This is a genomic window from Halostella sp. PRR32, assembly GCF_034808085.1.
Taxonomy (GTDB): Archaea; Halobacteriota; Halobacteria; order Halobacteriales; family Natronoarchaeaceae; genus Halostella; species Halostella pelagica.
In genome coordinates, this window is the sequence record NZ_JAXHGL010000003.1 from 432,928 (window position 1) to 454,686 (window position 21,759).

23 protein-coding genes are annotated in these 21,759 nt (G+C 65.7%); 14 read left to right on the forward strand and 9 right to left on the reverse strand.

The genetic code is table 11. From position 1 onward, the window contains the following. The first annotated feature begins 7 nt into the window (after positions 1-7). Positions 8-958, forward strand: a complete 951-nt coding sequence (locus SM753_RS12080; protein ID WP_323191783.1) for a MoxR family ATPase — start codon at positions 8-10, stop codon at positions 956-958. Here the strand turns inward: SM753_RS12080 and SM753_RS12085 are convergent. From SM753_RS12085 to SM753_RS12100, 4 genes are read right to left on the reverse strand one after another with little or no spacing between them, the layout of a single operon-like run. Continuing rightward, positions 955-1,455 (reverse strand): hypothetical protein, encoded by a 501-nt coding sequence (locus SM753_RS12085; protein WP_323191784.1) that lies wholly within the window; start codon positions 1,453-1,455, stop codon positions 955-957. The genes SM753_RS12080 and SM753_RS12085 overlap by 4 nt on opposite strands. After that, positions 1,452-2,885 (reverse strand): DUF58 domain-containing protein, encoded by a 1,434-nt coding sequence (locus SM753_RS12090; RefSeq protein ID WP_323191785.1) that lies wholly within the window; start codon positions 2,883-2,885, stop codon positions 1,452-1,454. The genes SM753_RS12085 and SM753_RS12090 overlap by 4 nt, the downstream gene beginning before the upstream one ends. Next, entirely contained in the window at positions 2,882-3,448 is a 567-nt protein-coding gene (locus tag SM753_RS12095; protein WP_323191786.1) for a DUF308 domain-containing protein, read from the reverse strand. The genes SM753_RS12090 and SM753_RS12095 overlap by 4 nt, the downstream gene beginning before the upstream one ends. Next, entirely contained in the window at positions 3,448-4,404 is a 957-nt protein-coding gene (locus SM753_RS12100; protein ID WP_323191787.1) for a DUF4129 domain-containing protein, read from the reverse strand. The genes SM753_RS12095 and SM753_RS12100 overlap by 1 nt, the downstream gene beginning before the upstream one ends. 201 nt (positions 4,405-4,605) lie before the next feature. Between SM753_RS12100 and SM753_RS12105 the strand changes: the two genes are divergently transcribed. The 10 genes from SM753_RS12105 to SM753_RS12150 all read left to right on the forward strand — a co-directional run bounded on the left by SM753_RS12105 (position 4,606) and on the right by SM753_RS12150 (position 13,735). Next, complete coding sequence (locus SM753_RS12105; RefSeq protein ID WP_135533613.1) at positions 4,606-5,349, forward strand: ThuA domain-containing protein; 744 nt, start codon at positions 4,606-4,608, stop codon at positions 5,347-5,349. A 197-nt stretch (positions 5,350-5,546) separates the two neighbouring features. Then, a complete protein-coding gene (locus tag SM753_RS12110) occupies positions 5,547-6,029 on the forward strand; it encodes a peroxiredoxin family protein (protein WP_323191788.1) in 483 nt (160 codons plus the stop codon). Positions 6,030-6,087: 58 nt separating this feature from the next. After that, complete coding sequence (locus SM753_RS12115) at positions 6,088-6,471, forward strand: hypothetical protein (RefSeq protein ID WP_323191789.1); 384 nt, start codon at positions 6,088-6,090, stop codon at positions 6,469-6,471. A gap of 183 nt (positions 6,472-6,654) precedes the next feature. Continuing rightward, on the forward strand, positions 6,655-9,012 hold the full coding sequence (locus SM753_RS12120; protein WP_323191790.1) for a type II/IV secretion system ATPase subunit: 2,358 nt from the start codon (positions 6,655-6,657) through the stop codon (positions 9,010-9,012). Continuing rightward, positions 9,009-10,931, forward strand: coding sequence for a type II secretion system F family protein (locus SM753_RS12125; RefSeq protein ID WP_323191791.1), 1,923 nt, complete (start codon positions 9,009-9,011; stop codon positions 10,929-10,931). Before SM753_RS12120 ends, SM753_RS12125 begins: the two co-directional genes overlap by 4 nt. Then, the gene (locus tag SM753_RS12130; protein ID WP_323191792.1) at positions 10,928-11,683 is read left to right on the forward strand and encodes a hypothetical protein; all 756 of its coding nucleotides are present in this window, start codon (positions 10,928-10,930) and stop codon (positions 11,681-11,683) included. Before SM753_RS12125 ends, SM753_RS12130 begins: the two co-directional genes overlap by 4 nt. Beyond that, on the forward strand, positions 11,676-12,122 hold the full coding sequence (locus tag SM753_RS12135; RefSeq protein ID WP_323191793.1) for a hypothetical protein: 447 nt from the start codon (positions 11,676-11,678) through the stop codon (positions 12,120-12,122). Before SM753_RS12130 ends, SM753_RS12135 begins: the two co-directional genes overlap by 8 nt. Beyond that, positions 12,119-12,799: a hypothetical protein gene (locus tag SM753_RS12140; RefSeq protein WP_323191794.1), complete on the forward strand. Its 681-nt coding sequence runs from the start codon at positions 12,119-12,121 to the stop codon at positions 12,797-12,799. Before SM753_RS12135 ends, SM753_RS12140 begins: the two co-directional genes overlap by 4 nt. Next, entirely contained in the window at positions 12,792-13,196 is a 405-nt protein-coding gene (locus tag SM753_RS12145) for a hypothetical protein (RefSeq protein ID WP_135533606.1), read from the forward strand. Before SM753_RS12140 ends, SM753_RS12145 begins: the two co-directional genes overlap by 8 nt. Further along, positions 13,193-13,735, forward strand: coding sequence for a hypothetical protein (locus SM753_RS12150; RefSeq protein WP_323191795.1), 543 nt, complete (start codon positions 13,193-13,195; stop codon positions 13,733-13,735). Before SM753_RS12145 ends, SM753_RS12150 begins: the two co-directional genes overlap by 4 nt. A gap of 82 nt (positions 13,736-13,817) precedes the next feature. Here the strand turns inward: SM753_RS12150 and SM753_RS12155 are convergent, their stop codons facing one another. Further along, on the reverse strand, positions 13,818-14,741 hold the full coding sequence (locus SM753_RS12155) for a site-2 protease family protein (RefSeq protein WP_323191796.1): 924 nt from the start codon (positions 14,739-14,741) through the stop codon (positions 13,818-13,820). A 248-nt stretch (positions 14,742-14,989) separates the two neighbouring features. Between SM753_RS12155 and SM753_RS12160 the strand changes: the two genes are divergently transcribed. Further along, complete coding sequence (locus SM753_RS12160; RefSeq protein ID WP_323191797.1) at positions 14,990-16,603, forward strand: CARDB domain-containing protein; 1,614 nt, start codon at positions 14,990-14,992, stop codon at positions 16,601-16,603. On the opposite strand, the gene SM753_RS12165 is transcribed toward SM753_RS12160, so the two are convergent. From SM753_RS12165 to SM753_RS12180, 4 genes are read right to left on the reverse strand one after another with little or no spacing between them, the layout of a single operon-like run. Then, entirely contained in the window at positions 16,541-17,152 is a 612-nt protein-coding gene (locus SM753_RS12165; RefSeq protein WP_323191798.1) for a hypothetical protein, read from the reverse strand. The two genes, SM753_RS12160 and SM753_RS12165, sit on opposite strands and share 63 nt — an antisense overlap. Further along, entirely contained in the window at positions 17,149-17,922 is a 774-nt protein-coding gene (locus SM753_RS12170; protein ID WP_135533602.1) for a P-loop NTPase, read from the reverse strand. The genes SM753_RS12165 and SM753_RS12170 overlap by 4 nt, the downstream gene beginning before the upstream one ends. A 53-nt stretch (positions 17,923-17,975) precedes the next feature. Further along, complete coding sequence (locus SM753_RS12175; protein WP_323191799.1) at positions 17,976-19,604, reverse strand: cobyric acid synthase; 1,629 nt, start codon at positions 19,602-19,604, stop codon at positions 17,976-17,978. Further along, positions 19,604-20,245 (reverse strand): cob(I)yrinic acid a,c-diamide adenosyltransferase, encoded by a 642-nt coding sequence (locus SM753_RS12180; RefSeq protein WP_138796842.1) that lies wholly within the window; start codon positions 20,243-20,245, stop codon positions 19,604-19,606. The genes SM753_RS12175 and SM753_RS12180 overlap by 1 nt, the downstream gene beginning before the upstream one ends. Before the next feature lie 174 nt (positions 20,246-20,419). On the opposite strand from SM753_RS12180, the gene SM753_RS12185 reads away from it, so the two are divergent. Both SM753_RS12185 and dps read left to right on the forward strand, forming a co-directional pair. Next, positions 20,420-20,866 (forward strand): DCC1-like thiol-disulfide oxidoreductase family protein, encoded by a 447-nt coding sequence (locus tag SM753_RS12185; protein WP_323191800.1) that lies wholly within the window; start codon positions 20,420-20,422, stop codon positions 20,864-20,866. Positions 20,867-20,961: 95 nt separating this feature from the next. Next, a complete protein-coding gene (dps, locus tag SM753_RS12190) occupies positions 20,962-21,627 on the forward strand; it encodes a DNA protection during starvation protein (RefSeq protein WP_323191801.1) in 666 nt (221 codons plus the stop codon). Positions 21,628-21,759 lie beyond the last annotated feature (132 nt).

A 21,759-nucleotide genomic window follows, 5' to 3' on the forward strand; every position in this document is an offset into this window, starting at 1 on the left:
GGGACCCATGGACGTTCGCGAAGCGAACGAAGAAGCACAGGCCGTTCTCGATACGGTCGGCAAGGCGGTCATCGCTGACCGCGAATTTCTGGAAACGGTGTTACTCGGCGTCCTGGGCCGCGGACACGTGCTGCTCGAAGACGTTCCCGGCACGGGGAAAACGCTCACCGCCCGGTCGTACGCCGAGGCGCTCGGACTCACGTTCAGTCGCGTCCAGTTCACGCCGGACCTGCTACCGTCCGACGTGACCGGGACACACGTGTTCAACGAGGACACCGGCGAGTTCACCTTCAACGAGGGGCCGATCTTCGCCAACGTCGTTCTGGCCGACGAGATCAACCGCGCGCCGCCGAAAACTCAGGCCGCCCTGCTGGAAGCGATGGAGGAGGGTCAGGTGACCGTCGACGGCGACACCCACCCCCTGCCGGAGCCGTTTTTCGTCATCGCGACGCAGAACCCCGTCGAGCAGGAGGGGACGTTCCCGTTACCGGAGGCCCAGATCGACCGGTTCATGGTCAAGACGAGCCTCGGCTATCCGGAACTCGACGGCGAGGTGGAACTGCTCGAACGCCGGCGCTCCCGCGACACCCAGAGCCCCGACGCCGAACAGGTGCTGACGACTGATACCGTCCGAACCTTGCGGTCGGTACCGGAATCGGTCCGGATCGAGGACGAACTGCTGGAGTACGTCGCGAAGGTCGCCCGGGCGACCCGCGAGGACCGCCGCGCCGAGGTCGGCGTCTCCCCGCGTGGCACCCAGCGACTGTTCGAGACGGCCCGCGCGCAAGCGGTGCTCGCAAACCGCGACTACGTCACACCCGACGACATCAAGCGCGTGGCGCAACCGGTGCTCGCCCACCGTCTCGTGTTAACGCCCGACGCGACGGTCAACGACGTCGACAAACGCGCCGTGATAGAAAGCGTTCTCGACCAGGTGCCGGTGCCGACGATCGATTAGTTCCGCAGCACCGACGTCAACGCCACTGCCGAGAGGAGGAGAAAGACGAGCGCCGACAGCGGCATTCCGCCGCCGGCCACCGAATACAGGGCGAATCCGGCAAGCGATACGCCAAGGCCAAGCACCGCACTCCCGCCGACGTGGACGATCTCCGCCCGTCCGGTCGACGCTTCCCGGCCGAGTTGCTCGCCGAGGCTGACTGAGTTGTCGATGAGGTCCCACGCGACGACGGCACCGCTCACAACGAGGAGGACCACGACTGTCGGCGCGTTCTGGATCCCGGCGACGATCCCGCCGAGAAAGAGCAGTCCACCGGACCAAAACGCCGTGCGTCGCCACCCGCGAAGCATCGTGACGACCGCGGCGAACATGGACAGGACACCGAAGGGTGCCGCGAGTCCGGCGTACATGCCGGCCAGAAGGGTGAGAAGGCCGATCATAACGACCGCGGCGACGCCGCTGTGCAACGGCGGCAGGCGGTCTATCTCGCCCGTCATCGCGACCACCGCTGGGCGGCGCGGGCAAGCGTCGTCTCTACGTCCGTTCCCTCGGGCAGGTCGGCGACGCGGATGCCCGCCCCCCGCAGCGCGACGATACGAGCGATCCGTTCGGCGGCGACGAGTCGGTGTCCCGCGGTCTCGGTCGTCGTCGGGTCCGGGCTTATCACGGTGACGAGATGCCCGTGTGCGTCGAGAAGCCGTGCGAGGCGAACGATGCCATCGTCGCACAGCGGCGAGAACAGGATCACCTGCGCGTCGTCGGGGAGGCGTTTTCGAAGCCGCTTCGCCTGAATAGCGAAGTAAAACTCCCCATCGGGTATCTCCGCCGACAGAACCGGGTTCGACGTGAACAGTTCCTCGGCTCGTGCGCGCTGATCCGACCCGAGCCCCGGCGGAAGCCAGGCGTCGCCCGGACCGAACGCGGCGACCCCGACCCGGTTGCTCTCTTTGAGCAGTGCCGGAAACACCGACATTGCGGCCTGCACTGATCGGTCGACCGCGTGTGGTGCGTTCTCCGACGGCCGAAGATACGCGGCTTCTCGCGAATCGATCACGAGGACGGCCGTCGCGGACCGCTCCTGCCTGAACCGCAGCGTTGCGAGTTCGCCGGTCCGCGCGTGGCGGTTCCAGTCGATTCGGGAAAGCGAGTCTCCCGGGCGATACTCGCGGGTCGAATGGAACTCGATCCCCTCGCCGCCGTCCCGAGTTTCGACGCGGCCGGCGTGTCTCGTGGTGAGCGCTCGGAGCGCCATCGTCGAGATGGGTTGGAACTCCGGCTCGCAGACGATCTCGTCGGACGTAGACAGGGTGACACGGCGCTCGACAGTCCCGCTCATCCCACGCGCTATCGCGAGCAGGTGGTCGAACGTGTGCGTCCCGCGGCCCATCGTCACGGTGTAGTCGAACGACGCCGACTCTCCGGGGCGAAGCGCCGTCCCGAGACGCGGAACGCCGTCGGTCACTACCAGCGGTTCCGGCACGCCGTCGACGAGTCGGAGGTCGGGAAGGAACGACTCCCCTTCGTTCGTCACGGTGACGACGACGTCCACCTCGTCGCCCGGTTCCGGCGACTCGTCGGAGAGGGTCCGCGAGACCGACAGCGCCACGTCGGGTACTGTCCCCGCCTGTGCGTACGCGGCGTAAGCGACGCCGATAGCCCCGGCGAGCAGTAGCGACGGTCGACTCAACACTATCCCAGCACCGCCGGCGGCGAAGGCGACAGCGCTGATTCCGCGCCAGCGGTGGGTCGGTGCGTCCGTGGACTCGAGAACGGGTGAAGTGGCGTTTTCGTCCGTCCCGGCGCGTTCGTCCGCGTCGCGTTCCGCCGTTTCGCCGTCGCCTTCCGTCTCTTCGGAGACATCTCTCGCGTCCTGATCCGGTACGTCAGTCGGTCCTTCAGATTCGGTTGCGGATGCGCGGGATGTCATTCTCGGTCCACCCCGTGGAGGTCGGCGATAGCGTGCGCGGCGTGTCGTCGCTGTCGGTCGAAACGGAGGCGGAACGACATCGTGTGGCGGATTCTGGTCAGAACCGGTGTCGACTCCGGAACGTGGTCAGTGAAAAACGCGGCGGCAATGGGGTCGTCCGTCCAGGTCCCGCGTTCCAGTGCGTCGCGGGCCTCGTCCTCGGAACAGTCTTGAGCGTACACGATCCCCTCGATAGCGGCCGTTTCGAGGCGTTCGTCGATCCGCTTTTGCCGATCCGAATGGCGACGGTCGTGCGACCGGAGGTTGTGGCCGAGTTCGTCACCCGGCGTCGGCAGCGTCGGTCGGGTCTCGGGATCCGGCGTTTCGAACTCCACGACCTCTTTTCGTCGGCGGAGCTGTACGGCCCGAAACCCCTGTAAGAGTGCGATAGCGCCGACGATAGTGACGAACGCGTTAGGTGCGTTGATGAGGCCGGCGTACTCCGGGACGAACACCAGTACGAACCCCAGCGCAGCGGTCACGATGCCGATAGTCGCGACGAGTCCGCTGATCCTTCGGCCCATCACCAGTCACCCCCGTCGTCGGCGTACTCCGATTCGATCCGTCTGAGCGCCGCCAGCGCGCGCTGTTCCCGGTCGTCGGTCGGGTCTTTCCCGCCGTATCGGACCTCCTCGAACAGCCGGGTCAGTTCGTCCACGTCGCCATCTGTCATCCCCGCGTCCACCGCCGCGTCGGCGAACTCCGCGGGCGTACTCGACTCGGGCCGGTCGACGTCAAGATGGCCGGTCATCTCCCGCCAGGCGCGGTACACTTCGTTTTCGAGGTCGTCGGCGTCCTCGATTCTGTCGGCCGCTCGGCCCGCGGCGTTGCCGATCGCTGACCGTCGCTCCGCGTCCGTTTCCTCTGCGTCCGCGTCCTCGTCCCCGGTCGCATCCCTGCCGCTAAACACGTACAGGCCGACCACCATCCCGACGGTGAGAACGAGGACCACGAACAGGAGGATCGACGGGGTGGTGGGGTCAGTGATGTCGCCTTCGCCGTCCGTACCGAGCCCGCCGGATCCGCTCTCGCTCATGTTGATATCACCGTTGAGGGGTGCCGGTGGCGTCACGTCCGGCTGCGCCGGCCCCGCGCAACTGCCCATCAGGAACGCGAGGAACAGGAGGAGGATGACGGCCAACCCGACAGTGAGGCCGAACGCGACAACCGCGTCGTACTTGTGAGTGAGCCCGACAGCCGTGACGACTAAAATCCCGCCCGCGATCCAGAACGGCGTAGAGCCCGACAGCAGATCCACACAGAAAAACGGAACCCTCGGCACGTCAACACTACCGCCGCTGCCGCCGTCGCTACTACTTGACCCCTCTGAATCATCCGTCCCGTCGTGTCCCGCCCCTTCCGGTTGTGGTCCACCGCCGCTTTCGGTGTCAACCGGCGACGTAAGCGTCGCGGCTGCCACCGAAATGGCGAGAACGCAGATGATAGCGACGAGAATCGGACGGAGGGCCTCTCTATCCACAGGCGGTTTTGAAACACCGATGACTTAGGCTTTCTGCTTGTTTTCGGTGGAAAATAGAGGCTGCCATGGCAGCGAACCTGTCTCGACAGGTTAGTTCTGTCACGACGGCGCATTATTGGCCACTTAACGAAGTCGCGATCCTCGGGTGGCAGGAGCCGACAGATCCGGACCCTTTTGTCGCCTTTCGTCGGATCCCAGACCGTGACCCGAGCGACAGTGTGGAACGAGTTCCGCCACGAACGAGAGCACGACCAGGTCGCGGAGATATATCCGGACGGAATTCACGTCACCATCGCCGAGGCGCTCGAAGAGCGCGGTATCGACGCCGAGACAGCGACGCTCGACGAACCGGAGCACGGGCTACCCGAGGACACTCTCGACGACACCGACGTGTTGCTGTGGTGGGGCCACGACGCGCACGAGGAGGTGAGTGAGGCGGTCGTCGACCGCGTTCAGGACCGCGTCCTCGCAGGGATGGGTCTGGTCGTACTCCACTCGGGGCACTTTTCGAAACCGTTTCGGCGGCTCATGGGTACCAGCGGGACGTTACGGTGGCGCGAGGCCGCCGAGACGGAACGGCTCTGGACGGTGAACCCCGGCCACCCTATCGCCGACGGCGTCGGCGAGTACTTCGAGGTCGACGAGGCGGAGATGTACGGCGAACCCTTCGACATCCCCGCCCCCGACGAACTCGTCTTCACCTCGTGGTTCGAAGGCGGCGAGGTGTTCAGATCGGGCTGTTGTTTCTACCGCGGGAACGGCCGCCTGTTCTACTTCCGACCCGGCCACGAGACGTATCCGGTGTACCACGACGAGACCGTCCAGCGGGTGCTCGGTAACGCCGTCGAGTGGGCCGCTGACGGGAGCGACGCACCCGCGCCCGGCGTCGAAAACGTCGACCCTATCGAACCGATCGACACCGACGACGACCGGAGCGTCCACTGACGCATTCATCGGGACTACTGTAACTGTGTACCGGTATTCGCCGACGCGGGGTCGGTGAACTACCGAACTGACTTACAGCAGTCCCTATCAGGGCCGCACATCCCCGGAGCCACGGTCGTTCACCGACCGATTCAGGATCGTGGATTAACTGACCGGGCCACAAACTCTCTTCCGGCTCGATAGTGTACTCTCCGGCCATGTCGATGGAAAACGAATCCGCGCCGGATTTCGCCTTGGAAAGCACCGCAGGTGGAACCGTCAGGCTCTCGGAAACGCTGGAAGACGGGCCGGCTATCGTCCTCGTCAACCGCGGGCATTGGTGTAGTTTCTGCGCGGAGCAGCTGCAGACGTTCAGCGAGGTGTCCTACGATCTCTGGTTCAACGAAAACGTCGATATCCTCCCGGTCGTGACCGACACCGTCCCGAAACTCCGGGAGATGCGCGACCGGTTCGACTACGACTTCCAGTTGCTCGCCGACCCTGACGGCGATGTTGCGGAGCAGTACAGCGGTACCGAACAGACCAGTCACGGAATAACGGGTGTCGCCGCAACGTACGTCGTCGACGAGGGCGGGACGGTGCGGTACGAACAGGTGGCGGACGACCCCGCCGACCGGACGTACGGCAACTGGATCCGCTACTACATCCGCAACGACTACGAGGACCCATTCGGGGAGTAACGCCGGATCCACGGACCGAACCGCCGAAGATAACCGCCTGCCCTGAAACGGTCAGATCATGACCGAGAACGCATCCGACGGTCCATCTCCGTACGACCACGTGCGATCGGAGGACGGATCCCTTCCGGACGGCATCTACCGCGTAGTGGGAGTCGGGGCCGACGACGTGACGCTCCTTTTCGTCGCCGACGCCGCGGGAAGCCGGGTCCACGACGGCCGCGTCTTTACCGTCTCGCACGAACAGTACACGGACCTTCCCGCGGCACCAAACCCCGACGACGACGGTCTCTTCCGGCGATGGGGCCTCGTCGCCCTCGCAGGGGTGCTGTTCGCCGTCAGCCTCTCGTCAACTGCAACCGAGACGCTCGGCGTCTCGCAGTCGTTCATCAGAACCGTCGTCATCCTTCTGATCGCTCTTGACGTGGTCGATAAACTGCGGTGAAGGCAGTCGTCGCAACGGGCACGACGAGCGCTGTCGCGGCGTGGAGGTGACGAGGTGAACGGAGACAAACACCGCACCGCCCACCTGGACTCGTCTTTCGACGTGTTTGATACCGGCGTGTCGACAGAATATTTTAATACTATTATGTGAAAGTTTAAATACGGGGCGGCAGCAGGCCGGGGTATGTCCGATTCACCGTCACTGGAGCTCACGTCGGGTCAGAACCAGCGCCACGACGACGCCGACGAGGCCGTTCCGCCGCCGTTACCGCCCGACGATCCCGAGGCCTGGTACGCACCGACCGTTCGGGCCCAGTACGAACTCCGGCCTGACGTGGTCGCGACCGTCAGAGAGACCGACGACGCGTTCGCGTACGACGTGCGCGAACCGCGTCTCTCGACCGCCGACTGGCACGCGGTTGAACGTGTCCACGACCACTTCGACGGAGCGAACCTCCGTCGCCCCAGAACTCGGGAGGGCACCGCCGAGCGGATCGCCGACGGCTTCGCCGAAAAGTACCGACGGGCTCTCGAACGGTTAACGGACGAGACGCCGACGGCGCGCCGACGCGTGTCGTACTACGCGCTTCGGAACCTGTGCTGTCTCGGCGACCTGACCCCGCTTGCACTGGACGACTCGATCGAGGTTGCGGACACCGCGGGGGAACGGTTGGTTGTCCACACCGAGGACTACGCGCCAGCGACGACGGACCTGTCCGCCGACCCGGAGTACATAGAGCGATTCGTCAGCGAGCGGATCGACACGTACTCCGTCCCGTTTCGCGGGTTCGACGTACCCGTGGTCCTCTACCGCGAACGTCTCCTCGGCAACGACGCGTTCGCGGTGAAATACGCCGTTCTCGAACCTGATCTCCTGCCCGGAGACGAGGCGCTCGTCGAAGAGTGCAAGGAACGCATCTGGGAAGCGAACGTCGACGAGGTTATCGCCCCCGGGAGCGGCGGCGACGACGGCGATCCCCGCGAGGCGTTCATCCGGGACCGCTCAGCGAACTTTCTCTCCCGGAAACTCACCGCGCACAACACCCGCGAGTGGCTAGACGCCGCCGAGTATCGCGTCCGGTCCGCCCTGTCGGAGTACGGGTTCGGTGTCCCGCCGGTCGACGGCCGCTACGCCGACGACCGACTCTCCGATCTCGTCTACTACGTTCTGCGAGACTACGTCGGTCACGGGAAACTGACGATCCCGATCCGCGACCCACATCTGGAAGACGTCGAGGCGAACCGGGTCGGCGAACGGGTGAAGGTCGTCCCGCGGACGGGTGTCGACCACGATGGGCGAGTCCCGACGAATCTCGTCTTCGAGGACGAACGCGAGTTCGTCAACGTGGTCACACAGATCGCCGCCGCCGACGGAACCGAACTGAACGCCAGCAACCCGAGCGCGAAGGTGAACGTCCGACCGGAGGGCGTCGACGACGACGTGACGATCCGGTGTGCCGTCGCACTACCGGTGATCAGCGAGGACGGCCCGCACGTCTCTATCCGGAAGCAGGCACCCGACGCGATGACGCCGGTCGACCTGATAGACCGGGGCAGCCTCTCGACCGAACTGGTCGCTCTGCTGTGGCAACTGTACGAACACCACTGCGTCGTGCTGTTCTCCGGGCCGACCGGTGTCGGCAAGACCACGCTGATGAACGCACACATGCCGTTTATATCGTTCGAGGACCGGCCGATCAGCATCGACGAGGGGTCTCGGGAAGTGCGACTCCCCCACGAGACAGGCGTCTCCCTGACGACCCGCGACCACGAGAGCGACTTCAAGCAGGTGTCGATGGCCGACCTGATGACAGAATGCAACTATCTGAATCCGGACGTGGAAGTGATCGCCGAGATAAACACGCCCGAAAGCTTCCGGACGTTCGCGGAGACCCTTAACACCGGCCACGGCGTCATCGGAACCACCCATGCGGAAGACATCGAGAAACTCGTAAACCGTGTCGTCGAACAAGGGCTTCCCCCGTACCTTCTGGCCGAGATCGACCTGGTCGTGTTTCCGAAACACGTCGACGGTGACCGCTACGCCGGCCGCGTCGTCGAATTCCTCAGTGAACGAGAGTACCAGCGCCTAGACGATAGCCGACGTACCGACGACGACAGCGGGACGATCGAGAAAGGTGGGACGACGATCTGCTGGAACACGGTGGCCCGACGCGAGAGCGACGGGACCTTCGACTTCGGGTATACCCATCCGGACATGCCCGGCGGGAGCGAGACGCGGCGGAACGACGTTCGCGTGTTTCACCGCCTTGCCGACAGGACTGACCGCTCGGTCGAGGCCGTCGAGGCGGAGTTCCACCGGAAGCACGGATACGTTCAGTATCTCGAACACGAGGGCGTTCGAGATTTCGACGCGCTGTTTGATTTCCTCGCCGACCTGGAGACGAACGAGGCGGCGACGGTCGAACGAGCGACCAGTAGCCGGCGGCCGGCCGGTACTCCAACGAGCGATCCGACGGTGCCCTCGTCGCAGGAACGGCCGGACTCCGGGGGCTATCCCGAGGAGAGTATGAACAGATGACGGGGGCAGAGAGTCCGACACGGTCGGACCTGGCGCTCCGGTCAGCGGGAAGTCCGTCCGCCGTTTTCGACCGCGTGCTGTACGCTCTGTTCTCGCGACACGCCGACCGGGCGCGCCACGACGGCGACCGGAAACAGTACCGTGGCACCGACCTCCGCGTTAGCTTCGGCGTGTATGTCGCCAGGGTGTACGGCATCTCCTGGCTGTCGTTTGTCGCGCTCACGTTCGTCGGATTCGCCCTCGGAATGACTGTTCCGGACCAGACGGTCGCGGGGGTCAACGGGTTCTTGCAAAAGGGGATACCGGTACTAAACCGTCTGTCGGCCCCGTCACTGCCACGGACGGCAATCGCACTGGTCGTCGCGCTGGCGGTCGGCGGTGTCGGCAAGCGCGCGACGGTCGCGCTCGGCAGTCGGTATCTCAGCTGGCTTGCGCGTGCGCGGCGAGCGAGTATCCGTCGGACGCTCCCGGGCGCGGTCAGATACCTCCACGCGCTCTCGACCGGTAGCGGCGGACAGCGAGCCATGCTTCGCAAGGTCGCAAACAACCGGAACGCGTACGGCGAGACCGCCGTCGCCGTCCGCAAGGCGCTCAACAAAGCTGCCCTCACCGGAAGCCTCGACGAGGGATTGCGGATCGTCGCCCGCGACACGCCGTCGAGGAACGCCCTGGCTCCCTTCCTCATGAAGTTCCGCGAGCACGCCGACCAGGGAGCCGACGAACTGGCGAGTTACCTGCGTCTGGAAAGTCGGATGCTGTCACATCGACAGCAGCGATCGAGGGAGCAGGCCGCTGGCTTTCTCGAACTGATCGCGGAACTATTTATCGTACTGCTCGTACTGCCGGCCCTGCTCGTTATCGTGCTAACAGTGATGAGCGTGCTCTCACCGGAACTGAACCGACCGCTTATGACTCCACTGGGCTCGACCACGACCAGGGGTGCCCTGGTGTACGGAAGCGCCGGATTCGTTCTCGTCGTCGGCGGACTCGCGGCGGGACTCGTCGGTGCGCTCCGTCCCCCGGGACAGTCACTTCCGTCGTACCGACGGCCGGGGGGAACACTGGCGACGTTGAGAACGATCGGAACGAACCCGTCGAGCGCTGTGGTGGTCAGTGTTCCGTTCGCGGCCACTGCCGCGGGATTCCTCTGGTGGCTGTCGTACGACCTCGTCAACGTGGCGTTGTTGGGGTACGCGGCGTTCGCAATTCCGGTCGGTCTGGTGGCCGCTCGCCGAGCGCGCCTCGACGACGCGAAAGACCGGGAGATAAAGGACTTCATTCACGCCGTCTCCGGCCACGTCAGCCTCGGGCGCCCGTTCTCGGAAGCGACCGCTATCGTCGCGCGCGACGTCGACCTCGGCGCTCTCGATGACGACGTTGCGGACCTCGCGTTCAACGCGAACCTCACCACGTACGACGGCGATCTCAGAACCGCCGCACTCGACCGCTTCGTCGAACGAGTCGGAACCCCGCTCGCCGAACAGACGATGGGCCTGGTCACGGGTGCCCTAGACGCCGGCAGCGACGCCGAAGACGTCTTCGACACGCTTCAGACGGAAGTCGGCAGGCTCTATCACGAGAAGAAGGCGCTCCGGGATTCTATGCTGGTGTACGTCGCTGTCGGCTGGACGACGGCACTGCTCGTCGTCGGGATCGTCGTCGCGGTCGACGGCTACGTCATCGATGGGTTCACGCAGTTGTCCTCGGTGTCGAGCGTTTCGGGAGCGTCGACGCTCGATCCGAACGCGATAGAACCCGCCCGCGAGCGACATCGGTTCTACGTCGTGACCCAGGCGACGATGCTTGCGAGCGGGTGGTTCGCTGGCATGGCGAACCGCGGACGGTACGATGCACTGCTCCATTCGGGCTTGCTCGTCTGTATCGCGTACGTCGTCTTTTCGGGGGTGGGAATGACATGAGAGCGACGTCCGGTGGTCAGCGAGACCCGAACCGCGGTCAGTCCAACGTGATCGGCGTCGCGATACTGCTCGGCGTCACCGTCGTTGCGCTCGGTGCGCTGACCGCAAGCATCGGTGCAGTCATCGAGAGCAACGCCGCGACGGCCGACGCCGACCGCGTCGCGGACGGTCTGGACGAGGCGATACGTCCGGTCGAAACGACCGGGCACCACCGCGCTAGGGTGTCCGTCTCCGGCGGAGGGTTCCGTACGGAGCCGAGAGAATTACGGGTCCTCGACGAGACGGGTGTCGTAACGACGACCGAAGTCGGTGCGTTAGTGTACGAATCCGACGGCCGGACGGTCCGGACGGTCGGCGGAGCGATCCTCCGCGGCGGGACCGGCGGGTCGGAGATGTCGCGCCCGCCACAGATAACAGCAAGCAGACGGTCCGGTGGTGTCCTCGTGATCGGTGCCGCCCGTCTGAACGCCACCGGCGTCAGCACGGGCGGGACCGGTCGGACCGACCTCGTCTTTCGGTCGAACGTCTCTCACGACCGTCGGGCGCTCGGGGATGCGACGTATCGAATCGCGATAGAGACGGAGACGCCGACCGCATGGCGGTCGTACTTCGAAGACCTGAACGCGACCGTCGTCACCGTCGACCGCGATTTCGACGACGACGGCGTATCAAGCGTCGTCGCGCGGTTCGAGGGTGACAGGACGGCGTATCTGATCGTCCACGACCTGCGTCTGGAGGTGAACAATGGCTGACCGGGCGATGACGCCGGTCGTCGGGAAAGCCCTCGAAGCGACGATAGTCGTACTCTACATCGGTCTGTTGACGACGACGCTGTACGGCGGCGCTATCCCGGAGTATCAGACCGCTGCGGCAGAGGAAGTCGGGGACCGAACGCTGTCGAGAGCGAGCCACGGCGTCCAGCAGGCCGTCCCGGTGAGTGGCGCGGTACAGGAGGCGCGGATCCGGGTCGACCTGCCTGACAGGATCCGGGGAGAACCGTACCGAATTCGGGCCGACGGTGAATCGCTCGTTCTCGACCATCCCCACCCCGACGTGGGTGGTCGCTCTCGACTGTCGCTACCGGATTCTGTCGTTGCGGTTAGCGGCACCTGGCGGAGCGGAGCCGCGACAGTCGTGGTACTCGAACGTGTCGACAACGGGGTCGCCCTCCGACTGGAGGACGGGACATGACTCGCGGCCAGGCGAACATGCCCGCCCTGCTCGTCGCTTTGCTGGCGTTGACGGCTGTTGCCGGTATCGGAACGCTCGTCGCCGACGACGCCTTCGGAGGCGCGACGCGCGACGCCGACGGGCAGAGAATCGCGACTGGACTCTCCGAGCGACTCGTCAGAGCTGACAGCCCGCTCGCCGACCGCGCGAACGTGTTGAACGGGAGCGAAACGGCATCGTTGACGGCCGCTGAGCTGGAGTCGCTGTTTCCCGTCGTTCAGAACCGCTCCGTCCGAGTTGCCCTCGACGACGAGACGCTCGCCCAAACGGGGCGGGTAGACGGCGGAACGACCGTCCGACGGATCGTCCTCGTCGAGCGGCGTGAGGCGGTCACGATAACGCCCTCACTCGGTTCGAACAGCGAACAGTCGGTGACGCTTCCGCGGCGGACGGAAAACGTGACGGTAGAGCTATCACCGCCTGTCGGAACGACGGTCCGGACGGTCCGTGCGAACGGACGGGTCGTCTTACACGACGACTCCGGCCTCTCCGGAACCGAGACGGTCTCGGTGTCGCGCTACGAGACCACGGCGCTCACCTTCGAAGCGACGGACCGACTTCCGGACGGGAGCGTGACGGTGACGTACTACCCTTCACAGACCCGAAAGGCGGTGTTGGCGGTGACCGTCGATGGATAGAGCACAGCTCTCACTGCCGGCTATCGAGGTCGGTGTCGGAATCGTGCTCGTCGTCGGCGTCCTCACGACGTTCGCACTCGGAATCCCCGACGCGGACACGAACGAGCCCCAACTCGACGCGTACGCGGAGGACGCCGCGACCGTGCTCGCGAGCGAGTCGCCGCGTCATCAGGGTGCCACGCGGCTTGCAGAGGTGGTCCGCGCGCCGGAGACGTTCGAGCGCGAGAAGGCTGCGCTGGAACGCCGGGTCGACCGAATCCTGCCGGATAATCTGCTGTTCCGCGTCGAAACGCCGCAGGGAGCTATCGGCTACGAAAAACCGCCCGGGGTCGCGGTCGGATCAGCAACGGTGACGACGACCGGCGGCGACGTGACCATCCGGGTGTGGTACGCGTGACCCGCGAAGACCGCGGCCAACTCGTACTCGTCGCCGCCGCCGTCCTCGCTCTCGCACTGGTCCCCATCGCGTTCGCGTACCTCCAGTTAGGCTATCACGCCGATGTCCGAGCGAGCGTCGAGTACGACGACCCCCAGAGAAACGCCGAGCGATTGCTCGAACGAAGCGTGTACGAGGCCAGCGCGGACGTCCAGGGCGAATACGACTGGTGGCAGCGAGAGAACGTGGTCAGAGACGTCCGCGACGGTCTCCAGCCCGGTCTGGAAACGTTGCGTTCGGCCCGCGTGGAGTCGGGGACAGCCTACGAAGTGAGCTACAATCGGACGGCCGCCGAGCGGTGGGCGGGGGAGAACTGCCCGTCGGGTCCGAGCCGGGAATTCGGTCCTTGCGAGGCGATAGACGGCGTGGTCGTCCAAGAGCGCGCCGACGAGACGGACGTCCTCGCGGTAGTCGTCGACGTTCGTGTGACGACCGAACGCGGATGGTCACAGTCGACAGTAGTGGTGCGGTCGGTCGGGGAGACAGCGGACTCGTCGTAGTTTAAATCCATACTGTCGGCTCGCCACGTTCGCCACGGCCGAGGAACGGTCCGCAACCGGGACGGTCCACCCGTCGGTCCAGTTACAACCCAACCAGCGGCGCGAACACGGCCACTGCAACCAGTACGACCGTCAGAACGCTCGCGGAGTGGACGACGAGTACCCGCATCGGCCTCCCGAACGCACGACCGCGCAGCGCCGGGACCCATTGCAGTGTGATAGCCAGCACGCGACCGCCGTCCAGCGCGGTGACGGGAAGCGCGTTCATGAGCGTGACGTTGGCGTTGAGCAGGGCAACCCAGAAACAGAGGTTGGTGAGCGCGCCGAGCGACGCCACCGACGCCGCCGACGGTGCAGCGCCGTCGACGAACACCCACCCGAAGTACGTCACGTACGCCTCCGTGGGCGAGGCGGCAAACGGCGAGCGGAGCACGGCGAACGCGGCGGCGGCGACGAGCAGGTTGTGGAAGGTGCCGATGGCGTAGACGCGCAGTTTCGAGCGCGCGGACGCCGCGTCGAGAGCCTCGTCCGGAAGCACGTAGGCGGCGAGGGGGACAACGCCGAGAAAGAGCGCGATACCCCACTCGGTGACTGGGATTCCCTCGGCGCGGCAGGCCAGCGCGTGGCCTGCCTCGTGAACCACCGTCGCGACGAGGAGTGCGGCGACGATGTACGGCGCGGCGGCAACGGGCATGAACGCGTTGAGTCCGGGGATGGCGATGGTGTTCGCCGGGTCGTTCAAGGCGGTCGCGCGGGACTGGCCGAGCGCCAGATACGCTGCGGTCGCGACGAGCGCGAGCGCCGTCACCTGCAGGGAGACGAGAGTGACGACGCCGATGTCGCTCCAGCACTTCCAGAGCGGGCGGTCGGCGATGCCGTCGAGAGCGGTCGTCCCGCGCGAGGAGTGCCAGTAGAGGGTGAGAAAGCCGACTTTCAGACCGCGCGGGAGACGTTCGTTGATCGCCGTCTCCAGAGCGGTGACGTGACTCGATAGCGTCCGACTCATCGTTCGCCGGGTCGAACCGAACGGCCGTATAGTTATCGCCGCGAAACGGTCGGAACGAACAAGCGATAGACACGCCCGTTCGAAACGACATTTCAACTACTGCACCGATCACCTTCTATTCGCAAATTACCGGAGCAGTAACGGCGTCTACGCGGCGATTCCGCCCCGTCTTATGTTTGCTAGGAGTTCACACTCCGCATTCCCTAGTATTCACATTCGATGACGTTGAGAGGTCACAGTGAGTGGGTATGGGGGAACACAATCCCGCGAACGGAACGCTGGTATCGATAGTCATCACTGCGGTACTTCTCGGTAGCGTCTTCGCCGCCGTACCGGCCGCAGGTGCAACAACAGGGGTATCGTCGGATCAGGCGGCTGCGACGGACGCCCTTCAGGAGAACGACACGGCTGACGACGTGGATACGTACGCGGTTTCGCAGGGCGGTAACTGCGTCGAAGTTGTCCCGTACGGTGACGGAAGCGAGTCCGTCGAGGAGTTCTACCGCTACGGACTGCACTGGGGGCAGTACAGTTCCCAGGGGACTCTCGAAATGCAGGACGTAGACGAGAGTCAGTTGCTCATCCACGACGGGAGCGAAGGCGCGAGTATCGTCTTCGTCCACGCCGAAGTCGGTAGCGAGCGCGGCGGGGGCAAGGCCTCGGTGACGCTGACCGACGTCTCGCCCGATAGCGAGTGGGCCGTCAGGGACGACAACTACACGTACAACAACTCGGACAGCTTCAGCAAGGACGGCCGGGAGGCGCGTGCCGACTGGGTCTGGGAGGAAAACCGGACTGACGGCGGCGCGTACCGCGGATTGGAGGCGGGTGACTACGAGGCGGTTACTATCGAACCCGGGTTCAACGTGAACGCCCGTCACGGGTCGCTCGATACGCCGTTGGCAATCGACGTGTGGCGTCTCCGCAGCGCCGACGGCGAAACGGTCCAACTGGCGTTGAACGAACCGGTGACCGTCCGTCCGGGGTCCTGTGAAGGGGTGTCGACAGTGGTCACGACCGACAGTGACGACCGCTACAACGCGACGGCGCGCAACACGGTCGAGAGCGACAACGTGACGTTCGACACGTCGCTTACGGCCGCGACGGACGGCGTCACCCTCGACCGAGCGACTGTCGACCACGCGGACGGCCGATCGTGGTACCAGCTCCAGCTCCGCGCGTCGAACGAGAGCGTCGTGCCGGACGGTAGCGCGCCCGAGGAACCGCTCCTGTTCGTCGAATCGAACAGTCCCCAACTGGACGACAGTCGGGACGGCGTGCAGTACGCGGTTGACCTCGACGCGGAAACGCTCGCGGAGCAGGACGTTCGAGTCAGCGATGTCGCGATGTTCCAGTACCGCGACGGGGAGTGGCACCGCCTCGACCACCGGACGGACCGTCAAGGGGACACGTGGGAGCTCCGTTCGACTGACGCCGACGGGTTCGGACCCGTGGCCATCACCGAACTACAACCCGACTTCCGAACGCAGGACGTTACGGTGTCGGAATCGAAGATAGACGTCGGCGAGACGGTCGAGATAACGGCCACGTTGGTCAACGAAGGGGGCGGTAACGGAACGCACACCGTCGGACTCACGATGTTCGGGGAGACGGTCGACCAGCAGTCGGTCGCTATTCCTCCCGGGGAGACTCGGGAAGTGACGTTCACCCGGACGGTCGAATCACCCGGTACGTACACGATCGAGGTCGGTAACGGCAAGGCCGAACTCCGCGTCGAGGGGGACGGTAGCGGGGAGAATCAGAACAGCCTCCCCTCGTCGGGATCGATCCCGACTGAACTACTCGCCGGCGGCGTTATCGCTCTCCTCATCGTCGTCGGCGTCGGCTACCGCACCGGGTAGGTTCGCGAGTTCGTCGGCGAGCCCCCACTCCTGAGCGCGGTCGCGCGCCTCGGAACGCGCTTGCTCGCGTATCGCGGTTATCTTCTCTTCGTCGTCGAGAAACGCGGCGACTGCGTCCGGTCCGTCGGCGGCGGTGTCGCTTCCGCCGACGCGGTCCACGGGGGCAGCGTCGCGGGTTCGGTCTGCGAGCGACGGGTCGCCGGCGAGGCGTTCCGCTGGGAGTCCCGGGGCGACCCGAAGCGGCGGTGTGTCGTGAATTTCGGTCAGGTCGGTCGCGTCGAGTTCGAAGAGGTCGACGCTGTAGGGGCCTGGGACCGCGAGGTCCGCGAGCGCCGTTGCGCCGCCGGCGTCGGTCCTCGTGTGATAGGCGAGAACGGGGACGCCGGCCTCGAACGTGAGCACGCCCTGGCCGTCGGCGTCGAGGAGGAGCGCGTCCCGCGGTTCGAACACCGCGTACCCGGTAAGGTCCGTCTCCAGTGCGGTCGACAGCGTGGTCCCGGGGTCGGCGACCACCCGCGAACGCAGGAGTTGCCCGCGGGGGAGTTTCATGGCCTGTCCGGGACGACAGCGCTTCGGAAACGGTCCGCCACGGCCGTGGAGTCGCCCGCCCGCACGTCCAGCGTGTCGGCCGCATCGCGGTACGCGGCGGCCGCGGCGGAGTCGGGCGCGTGCGCCAGCAACGGCTCTCCGGCGTCGCGTGCGCCGTGGACCGCGTCGCTCTCTGGGACCGTCGCGAGCGTCGGCCCGTCGAAGTACTCCTCGGTCCGGTCGGCGATCCGCTCGACGGCGGCCTCGTCTCGCACCTTGTTGAAGAGAACGCCCGCGTTCCCCGTGCCGTACGACCGGGCGTATTCGCCGACCTTCAGGGCGTCCGAAAGCGCCGGAATAGTCGGCTGAAGCACGGTGACGATGCGGTCGGCCAGCACGATCGGGAGGACGGCGCTTTTCGACCCCAGCGCTGCCGGCGAGTCAAGTAGAAGAACGTCCGTTTCGGCCGCGAGCGACGCCACGACATCGCGGAGACGGTCGGGGTTCGCCGCCTCGAAGTCGGCCAGGTTCGTCCCGCAGGGGACGACTCGCATTCCGAACCGTTCGTACGTCGCGTCGTCGATAGCGGCGTCAGCCCCCTCGATCAGGAGGTCGTGTAACGTCACGTCGGCGTCTTCGAGTCCGGCGTGAAAGAGCAGGTTCGCAAGCCCCGTGTCCGCGTCGACGACCGTCACGTCGTACTCCTCCGCGAGCGCCATGCCGAGAGCGAGCGTGCTCGTCGTTTTCCCGGTCCCACCCTTTCCGCTCGCCACGGCGAACGCCTCGACCATTGCAGTTCAGTACAGGCGGTACGAGTGTTAAAATTTACCTTCCGGGTCGGTTCTCAGTCCTCGAAACCGGTGACGGGCGTATCGGCCGCTCCGAACGCCCTCAATGCGTCGAGATCGCAGTTCCCGGCGAGCAGATCCGCGGCGTCATCGTACGGCGTCGGCATCTCGTCCCTCCCGGGTCGCGACTCGTCGAACAGCGTCTCCAGAAACGCTTCCCGGGCCGCCTCGTTCTCGAACAGCCCGTGGAGATAGGTCCCGAGTACGTCACCGCGGGCCGCACCGCGACCGTCGAACGGCCGCGCTACGTCATCCACGGGGGTCGTCTCGCCCATGTGGATCTCGTAGCCCGACACCTCGGCGTCGGCGTCCGCCAGCGGCCCCGCACCGTCCAGATGGCGGGTCGTTCGCGTCACACGCTTCTCGGGCGAGAACTCTGTTTCGACGGGGAGGAGACCGAACCCGTCCACGGTGTCTCGCTCGTCCGTCGACTCCACTCCCGCGTTCGTGATCCGCTCCCCGAGCATCTGATAGCCTCCACAGAGACCCACAATCGGGCCGTCGAAGGCGGCCAACTCATCGTCGAACCCCGCCTCGCGGAGCGCGAGCAGGTCGTCGACGGTGTTTTTCGTTCCGGGCAGGACGACCGCGTCCGCGTGCCTACCGGCACGCTCCGAACTGGCGGCAGTCATAGCCCCGTCGGCGTCGTCGAGCGCCGCCTCGGGGGGGATGAACGCCACGCGGACGCCGGGTTCGCGCGCCAGCGGTTCGAAATCGGTGAAGTTGGAGATGCGGGGCGTCCGGGGTACGGCGACGGTGACCGCACGGTCTTCGTCCACCTCGTCGTCAGCGCCGCGAACATCGCGCTCGCCTACGGCGGGCAGCGACACGCTGTCCTCTTCGGGGAGCCCCGGATCGTCGTACGGGAGGACGCCGAGAACGGGGACGCCGGTTCGCTCCTCGAACGCTTCGACGCCGGGAGCGAGCAGCGACTCGTCCCCGCGGAACTTCGTGATGACGCAGCCGACGACCCGCTCGCGGACGTCGTCGGGCATCAGTTCGAGCGTCCCGACGAGGCTGGCGAAGACGCCGCCGCGCTCGATGTCGGCGACCAGAACCACGTCGGCGTCGCCGAACCGCGCCGCCTCGACGTTCGCGAGGTCGCGGTCGTGGAGGTTGATCTCCGCGATGGAGCCGGCACCCTCCGCGACGACCACCTCGTGGTCGCGGGCGAGTCGGCAGTGAGATTCGACCGCCGCGGCGCGGGCCTGGTCCCAGTACTCCTCGTAGTACGATTCGGCCTCGTAGTGGCCGACCGCTTCGCCCTGGATCACGAGTTGGCTCTCGCCCTCGCCGCGGGGTTTCAGCAGGACCGGATTGTGGTCGGTGGTCGCCGGCACCTCGGCGGCGCGGGCCTGTACGTACTGCGAGACGCCGATCTCGCCGAACGCGCCGGATTCGCCGTCGCCCGCTTTCGGCACCGCCTGGGCGTTGTTGCTCATGTTTTGCGCTTTGAACGGCGCGACGTCGACGCCCTGTCGCGCCAGCAGGCGACAGAGTCCCGCCGCGACGGTGCTCTTGCCGACGTGACTGGCGGTGCCCGCGACGAGGACTGTGCGTGCGTCGGGCGTCTCGCCGTCCGGGGACGGTGTCTCGCCGTCCCTCTCCTCTGTGTCGTCAGCCATCAGTACTCGGTGCCTTTGCGCGCCCCCTGTCCGTCATCGATAGGGTGCGTCTCCTTCCGGACCTCGGTGACGAGGTCGGCGCGGTCGGCGGCGTAGTCGGGGCGGTCGTGGCCGCCCGTCAGGACGAGTTCGAGATCGTCGGGTTTCGAGCCGATCAGATCGACGACCGTCTCTGGATCGACCAGTCCTCGGTTCGCGGCGTACAGAATTTCGTCGACGATCAGCATGTGAACGCGCTCGCCGTCGATCTGAGGGTCGGCGAGCAGGTCCCGCAACCGCGCGACGCCGCCTTCGGCCCGCGCCGCGTGTTCGTCGTCGTCGCTACCGTCGTGAAAGCCGTGCCAACCGTAGTGGCCGCTGTTCTCGTAGGAGAACCGCGGGAACGCCTCGATAGCGTTGTACTCCCCGCGAACGTCCTCGACGCTTCCCGCGCCGCCTTTCATGAACTGGAGCATGTGGACGCGGTAGCCGTGGCCTGCGGCGCGAAAGCCCATGCCCATCGCAGCGGTCGTTTTGCCCTTGCCGTCGCCCCAGAACGCTTGAACGAGTCCGAACTCCTCGGGGGATGCGGGGTCGATAGGCTGTTCGTCGACGGACGCGGCCTCTCGTGCCGACGAGGGCGAAGGAGTGTCGTCAGTCATGGTGTGTCGTGTCGGTTCGTCGCGTCGTGTCGCACCGACTCCTAGTTCGTATCTCCGCGCCGGGGATAAACAACGTTCCGGGTATGCGACGACTCGTTGCGGAGCGGGGCGATGGGTCTCCGTCTCGCGCCTCGGGACCAGCGTTTACCTGACTCCGCGTCGGAGTACGGATCGATGGAGGGGACTGGAGCGTATGACGGCGTGTTGATATACGACGGGGAGTGTCCGCTCTGCTCGGCCGCGGCCACGGCGTTGCGCCGCCTCCGGACTGTCGGTTCCGTCTCCTGGTACGACGATGCGGCGCAGGCGTTTCTCGCGGCGCAGTTCGGGGAGACGCCGTTCGCCCTGGTTTTCGTCGACCGCGAGACGGAGGCGGTCTACGCCGGCCGCGCCGCGGCGAGCGAACTCTGCGACCGGGCGGGGCTACCGGTACTTGTCCGGGACATCGTCGGCGAGAACTACGAAGCGATCGCGGACGGTATCCGTTCGGTCGCCGGACTCGACGGGTCGCCGGACCCCTATCACGGCGTCTATCCTCTGGCAGACGACGCCGCCGAGCGGTTCGACGCCCTCGCCGACGCCGCGGACGGGACCGTCCACGTGCCGCGGACGGAGCAGTAGAGCGCGCGTGGCTTTTCTAAACCCGAACTACTGTTTCACGGTTGGTAAAATATCGTTAAGTATCACGGTATCGTATTTGCTTTGGGGGATATCTAATGTCAGACGAAGACCCAGAACACGCCTCGGGGAGCATCTCCCCGGGCGATACGAGCCAGCGAGTGGGGATGGAAGTACTGCGCGAGCGAGGACTGGAACCGGAGGAGTTGCGCGAGAAACTGATCGACGCCATCGGCGCGGAGTTCACCACGTACTACTACTACACGAACCTCCGGATGCATCTCGCGGGCAACGAGGACTACAAGGAGATCACCGAAGACGCCCGTCTCGAGGACCGCGCACACTTCGAGTTGGTCGCCCCGCGCGTCTACGAACTGGGCGGTCACCTGCCCAACGACATCCGCGACTTCGCCGACCGGGCGTCCTGCCCGGACGCGGAACTGCCGGTGCCCTACGACGACGAGGGAGGGCAGTTGCAGATCGAAGATCTCACCGCAGAGGACGTGCTCGAAGTGCTTCTAGAGGCGGAGCGCTGCGCCATCCGCACCTGGTCGGAGGTCTGTGATATGACTCATGGAGTCGACCCGCGGACGTACGACATGGCCCAGCGCATCCTGCAAGAGGAGATCGAACACGAGGCCTGGTTCGTGGAACTCCTGAGTATGGAGCGCGACGGCGAGATCAACCCCGCCGGCCATTTCATCCGCGGCGAACCCGGCGACGCGCCGTACTCGACGAACCGCCGGTTCAACGACAGCGCCTGAGAGGGACTGTTGTACGTCAGTTCGGTATCTCGCCGACACGTGGTCGGCGATACCGGCACACAGCCAGGACCGTCCTTTCGAGTGGCCTGCGATCCGACAGGAGCCGCCATCCTCTTTTTCCTCTGTCGATAA

Bases quoted from the DNA above. Each gene is read 5' to 3' on its own strand.
- dps (WP_323191801.1), top strand. From the start codon at position 20,962: ATGTCAGACGAAGACCCAGAACACGCCTCGGGGAGCATCTCCCCGGGC.
- SM753_RS12085 (WP_323191784.1), bottom strand. From the start codon at position 1,455: ATGACGGGCGAGATAGACCGCCTGCCGCCGTTGCACAGCGGCGTCGCC.
- SM753_RS12180 (WP_138796842.1), bottom strand. From the start codon at position 20,245: ATGACTGACGACACTCCTTCGCCCTCGTCGGCACGAGAGGCCGCGTCC.
- SM753_RS12155 (WP_323191796.1), bottom strand. From the start codon at position 14,741: ATGAGTCGGACGCTATCGAGTCACGTCACCGCTCTGGAGACGGCGATC.
- SM753_RS12090 (WP_323191785.1), bottom strand. From the start codon at position 2,885: ATGACATCCCGCGCATCCGCAACCGAATCTGAAGGACCGACTGACGTA.
- SM753_RS12135 (WP_323191793.1), top strand. From the start codon at position 11,676: ATGGCTGACCGGGCGATGACGCCGGTCGTCGGGAAAGCCCTCGAAGCG.
- SM753_RS12095 (WP_323191786.1), bottom strand. From the start codon at position 3,448: ATGGGCCGAAGGATCAGCGGACTCGTCGCGACTATCGGCATCGTGACC.
- SM753_RS12145 (WP_135533606.1), top strand. From the start codon at position 12,792: ATGGATAGAGCACAGCTCTCACTGCCGGCTATCGAGGTCGGTGTCGGA.
- SM753_RS12110 (WP_323191788.1), top strand. From the start codon at position 5,547: ATGTCGATGGAAAACGAATCCGCGCCGGATTTCGCCTTGGAAAGCACC.
- SM753_RS12160 (WP_323191797.1), top strand. From the start codon at position 14,990: ATGGGGGAACACAATCCCGCGAACGGAACGCTGGTATCGATAGTCATC.
- SM753_RS12185 (WP_323191800.1), top strand. From the start codon at position 20,420: ATGGAGGGGACTGGAGCGTATGACGGCGTGTTGATATACGACGGGGAG.
- SM753_RS12120 (WP_323191790.1), top strand. From the start codon at position 6,655: ATGTCCGATTCACCGTCACTGGAGCTCACGTCGGGTCAGAACCAGCGC.
- SM753_RS12130 (WP_323191792.1), top strand. From the start codon at position 10,928: ATGAGAGCGACGTCCGGTGGTCAGCGAGACCCGAACCGCGGTCAGTCC.
- SM753_RS12140 (WP_323191794.1), top strand. From the start codon at position 12,119: ATGACTCGCGGCCAGGCGAACATGCCCGCCCTGCTCGTCGCTTTGCTG.
- SM753_RS12175 (WP_323191799.1), bottom strand. From the start codon at position 19,604: ATGGCTGACGACACAGAGGAGAGGGACGGCGAGACACCGTCCCCGGAC.
- SM753_RS12080 (WP_323191783.1), top strand. From the start codon at position 8: ATGGACGTTCGCGAAGCGAACGAAGAAGCACAGGCCGTTCTCGATACG.
- SM753_RS12125 (WP_323191791.1), top strand. From the start codon at position 9,009: ATGACGGGGGCAGAGAGTCCGACACGGTCGGACCTGGCGCTCCGGTCA.
- SM753_RS12165 (WP_323191798.1), bottom strand. From the start codon at position 17,152: ATGAAACTCCCCCGCGGGCAACTCCTGCGTTCGCGGGTGGTCGCCGAC.
- SM753_RS12115 (WP_323191789.1), top strand. From the start codon at position 6,088: ATGACCGAGAACGCATCCGACGGTCCATCTCCGTACGACCACGTGCGA.
- SM753_RS12170 (WP_135533602.1), bottom strand. From the start codon at position 17,922: ATGGTCGAGGCGTTCGCCGTGGCGAGCGGAAAGGGTGGGACCGGGAAA.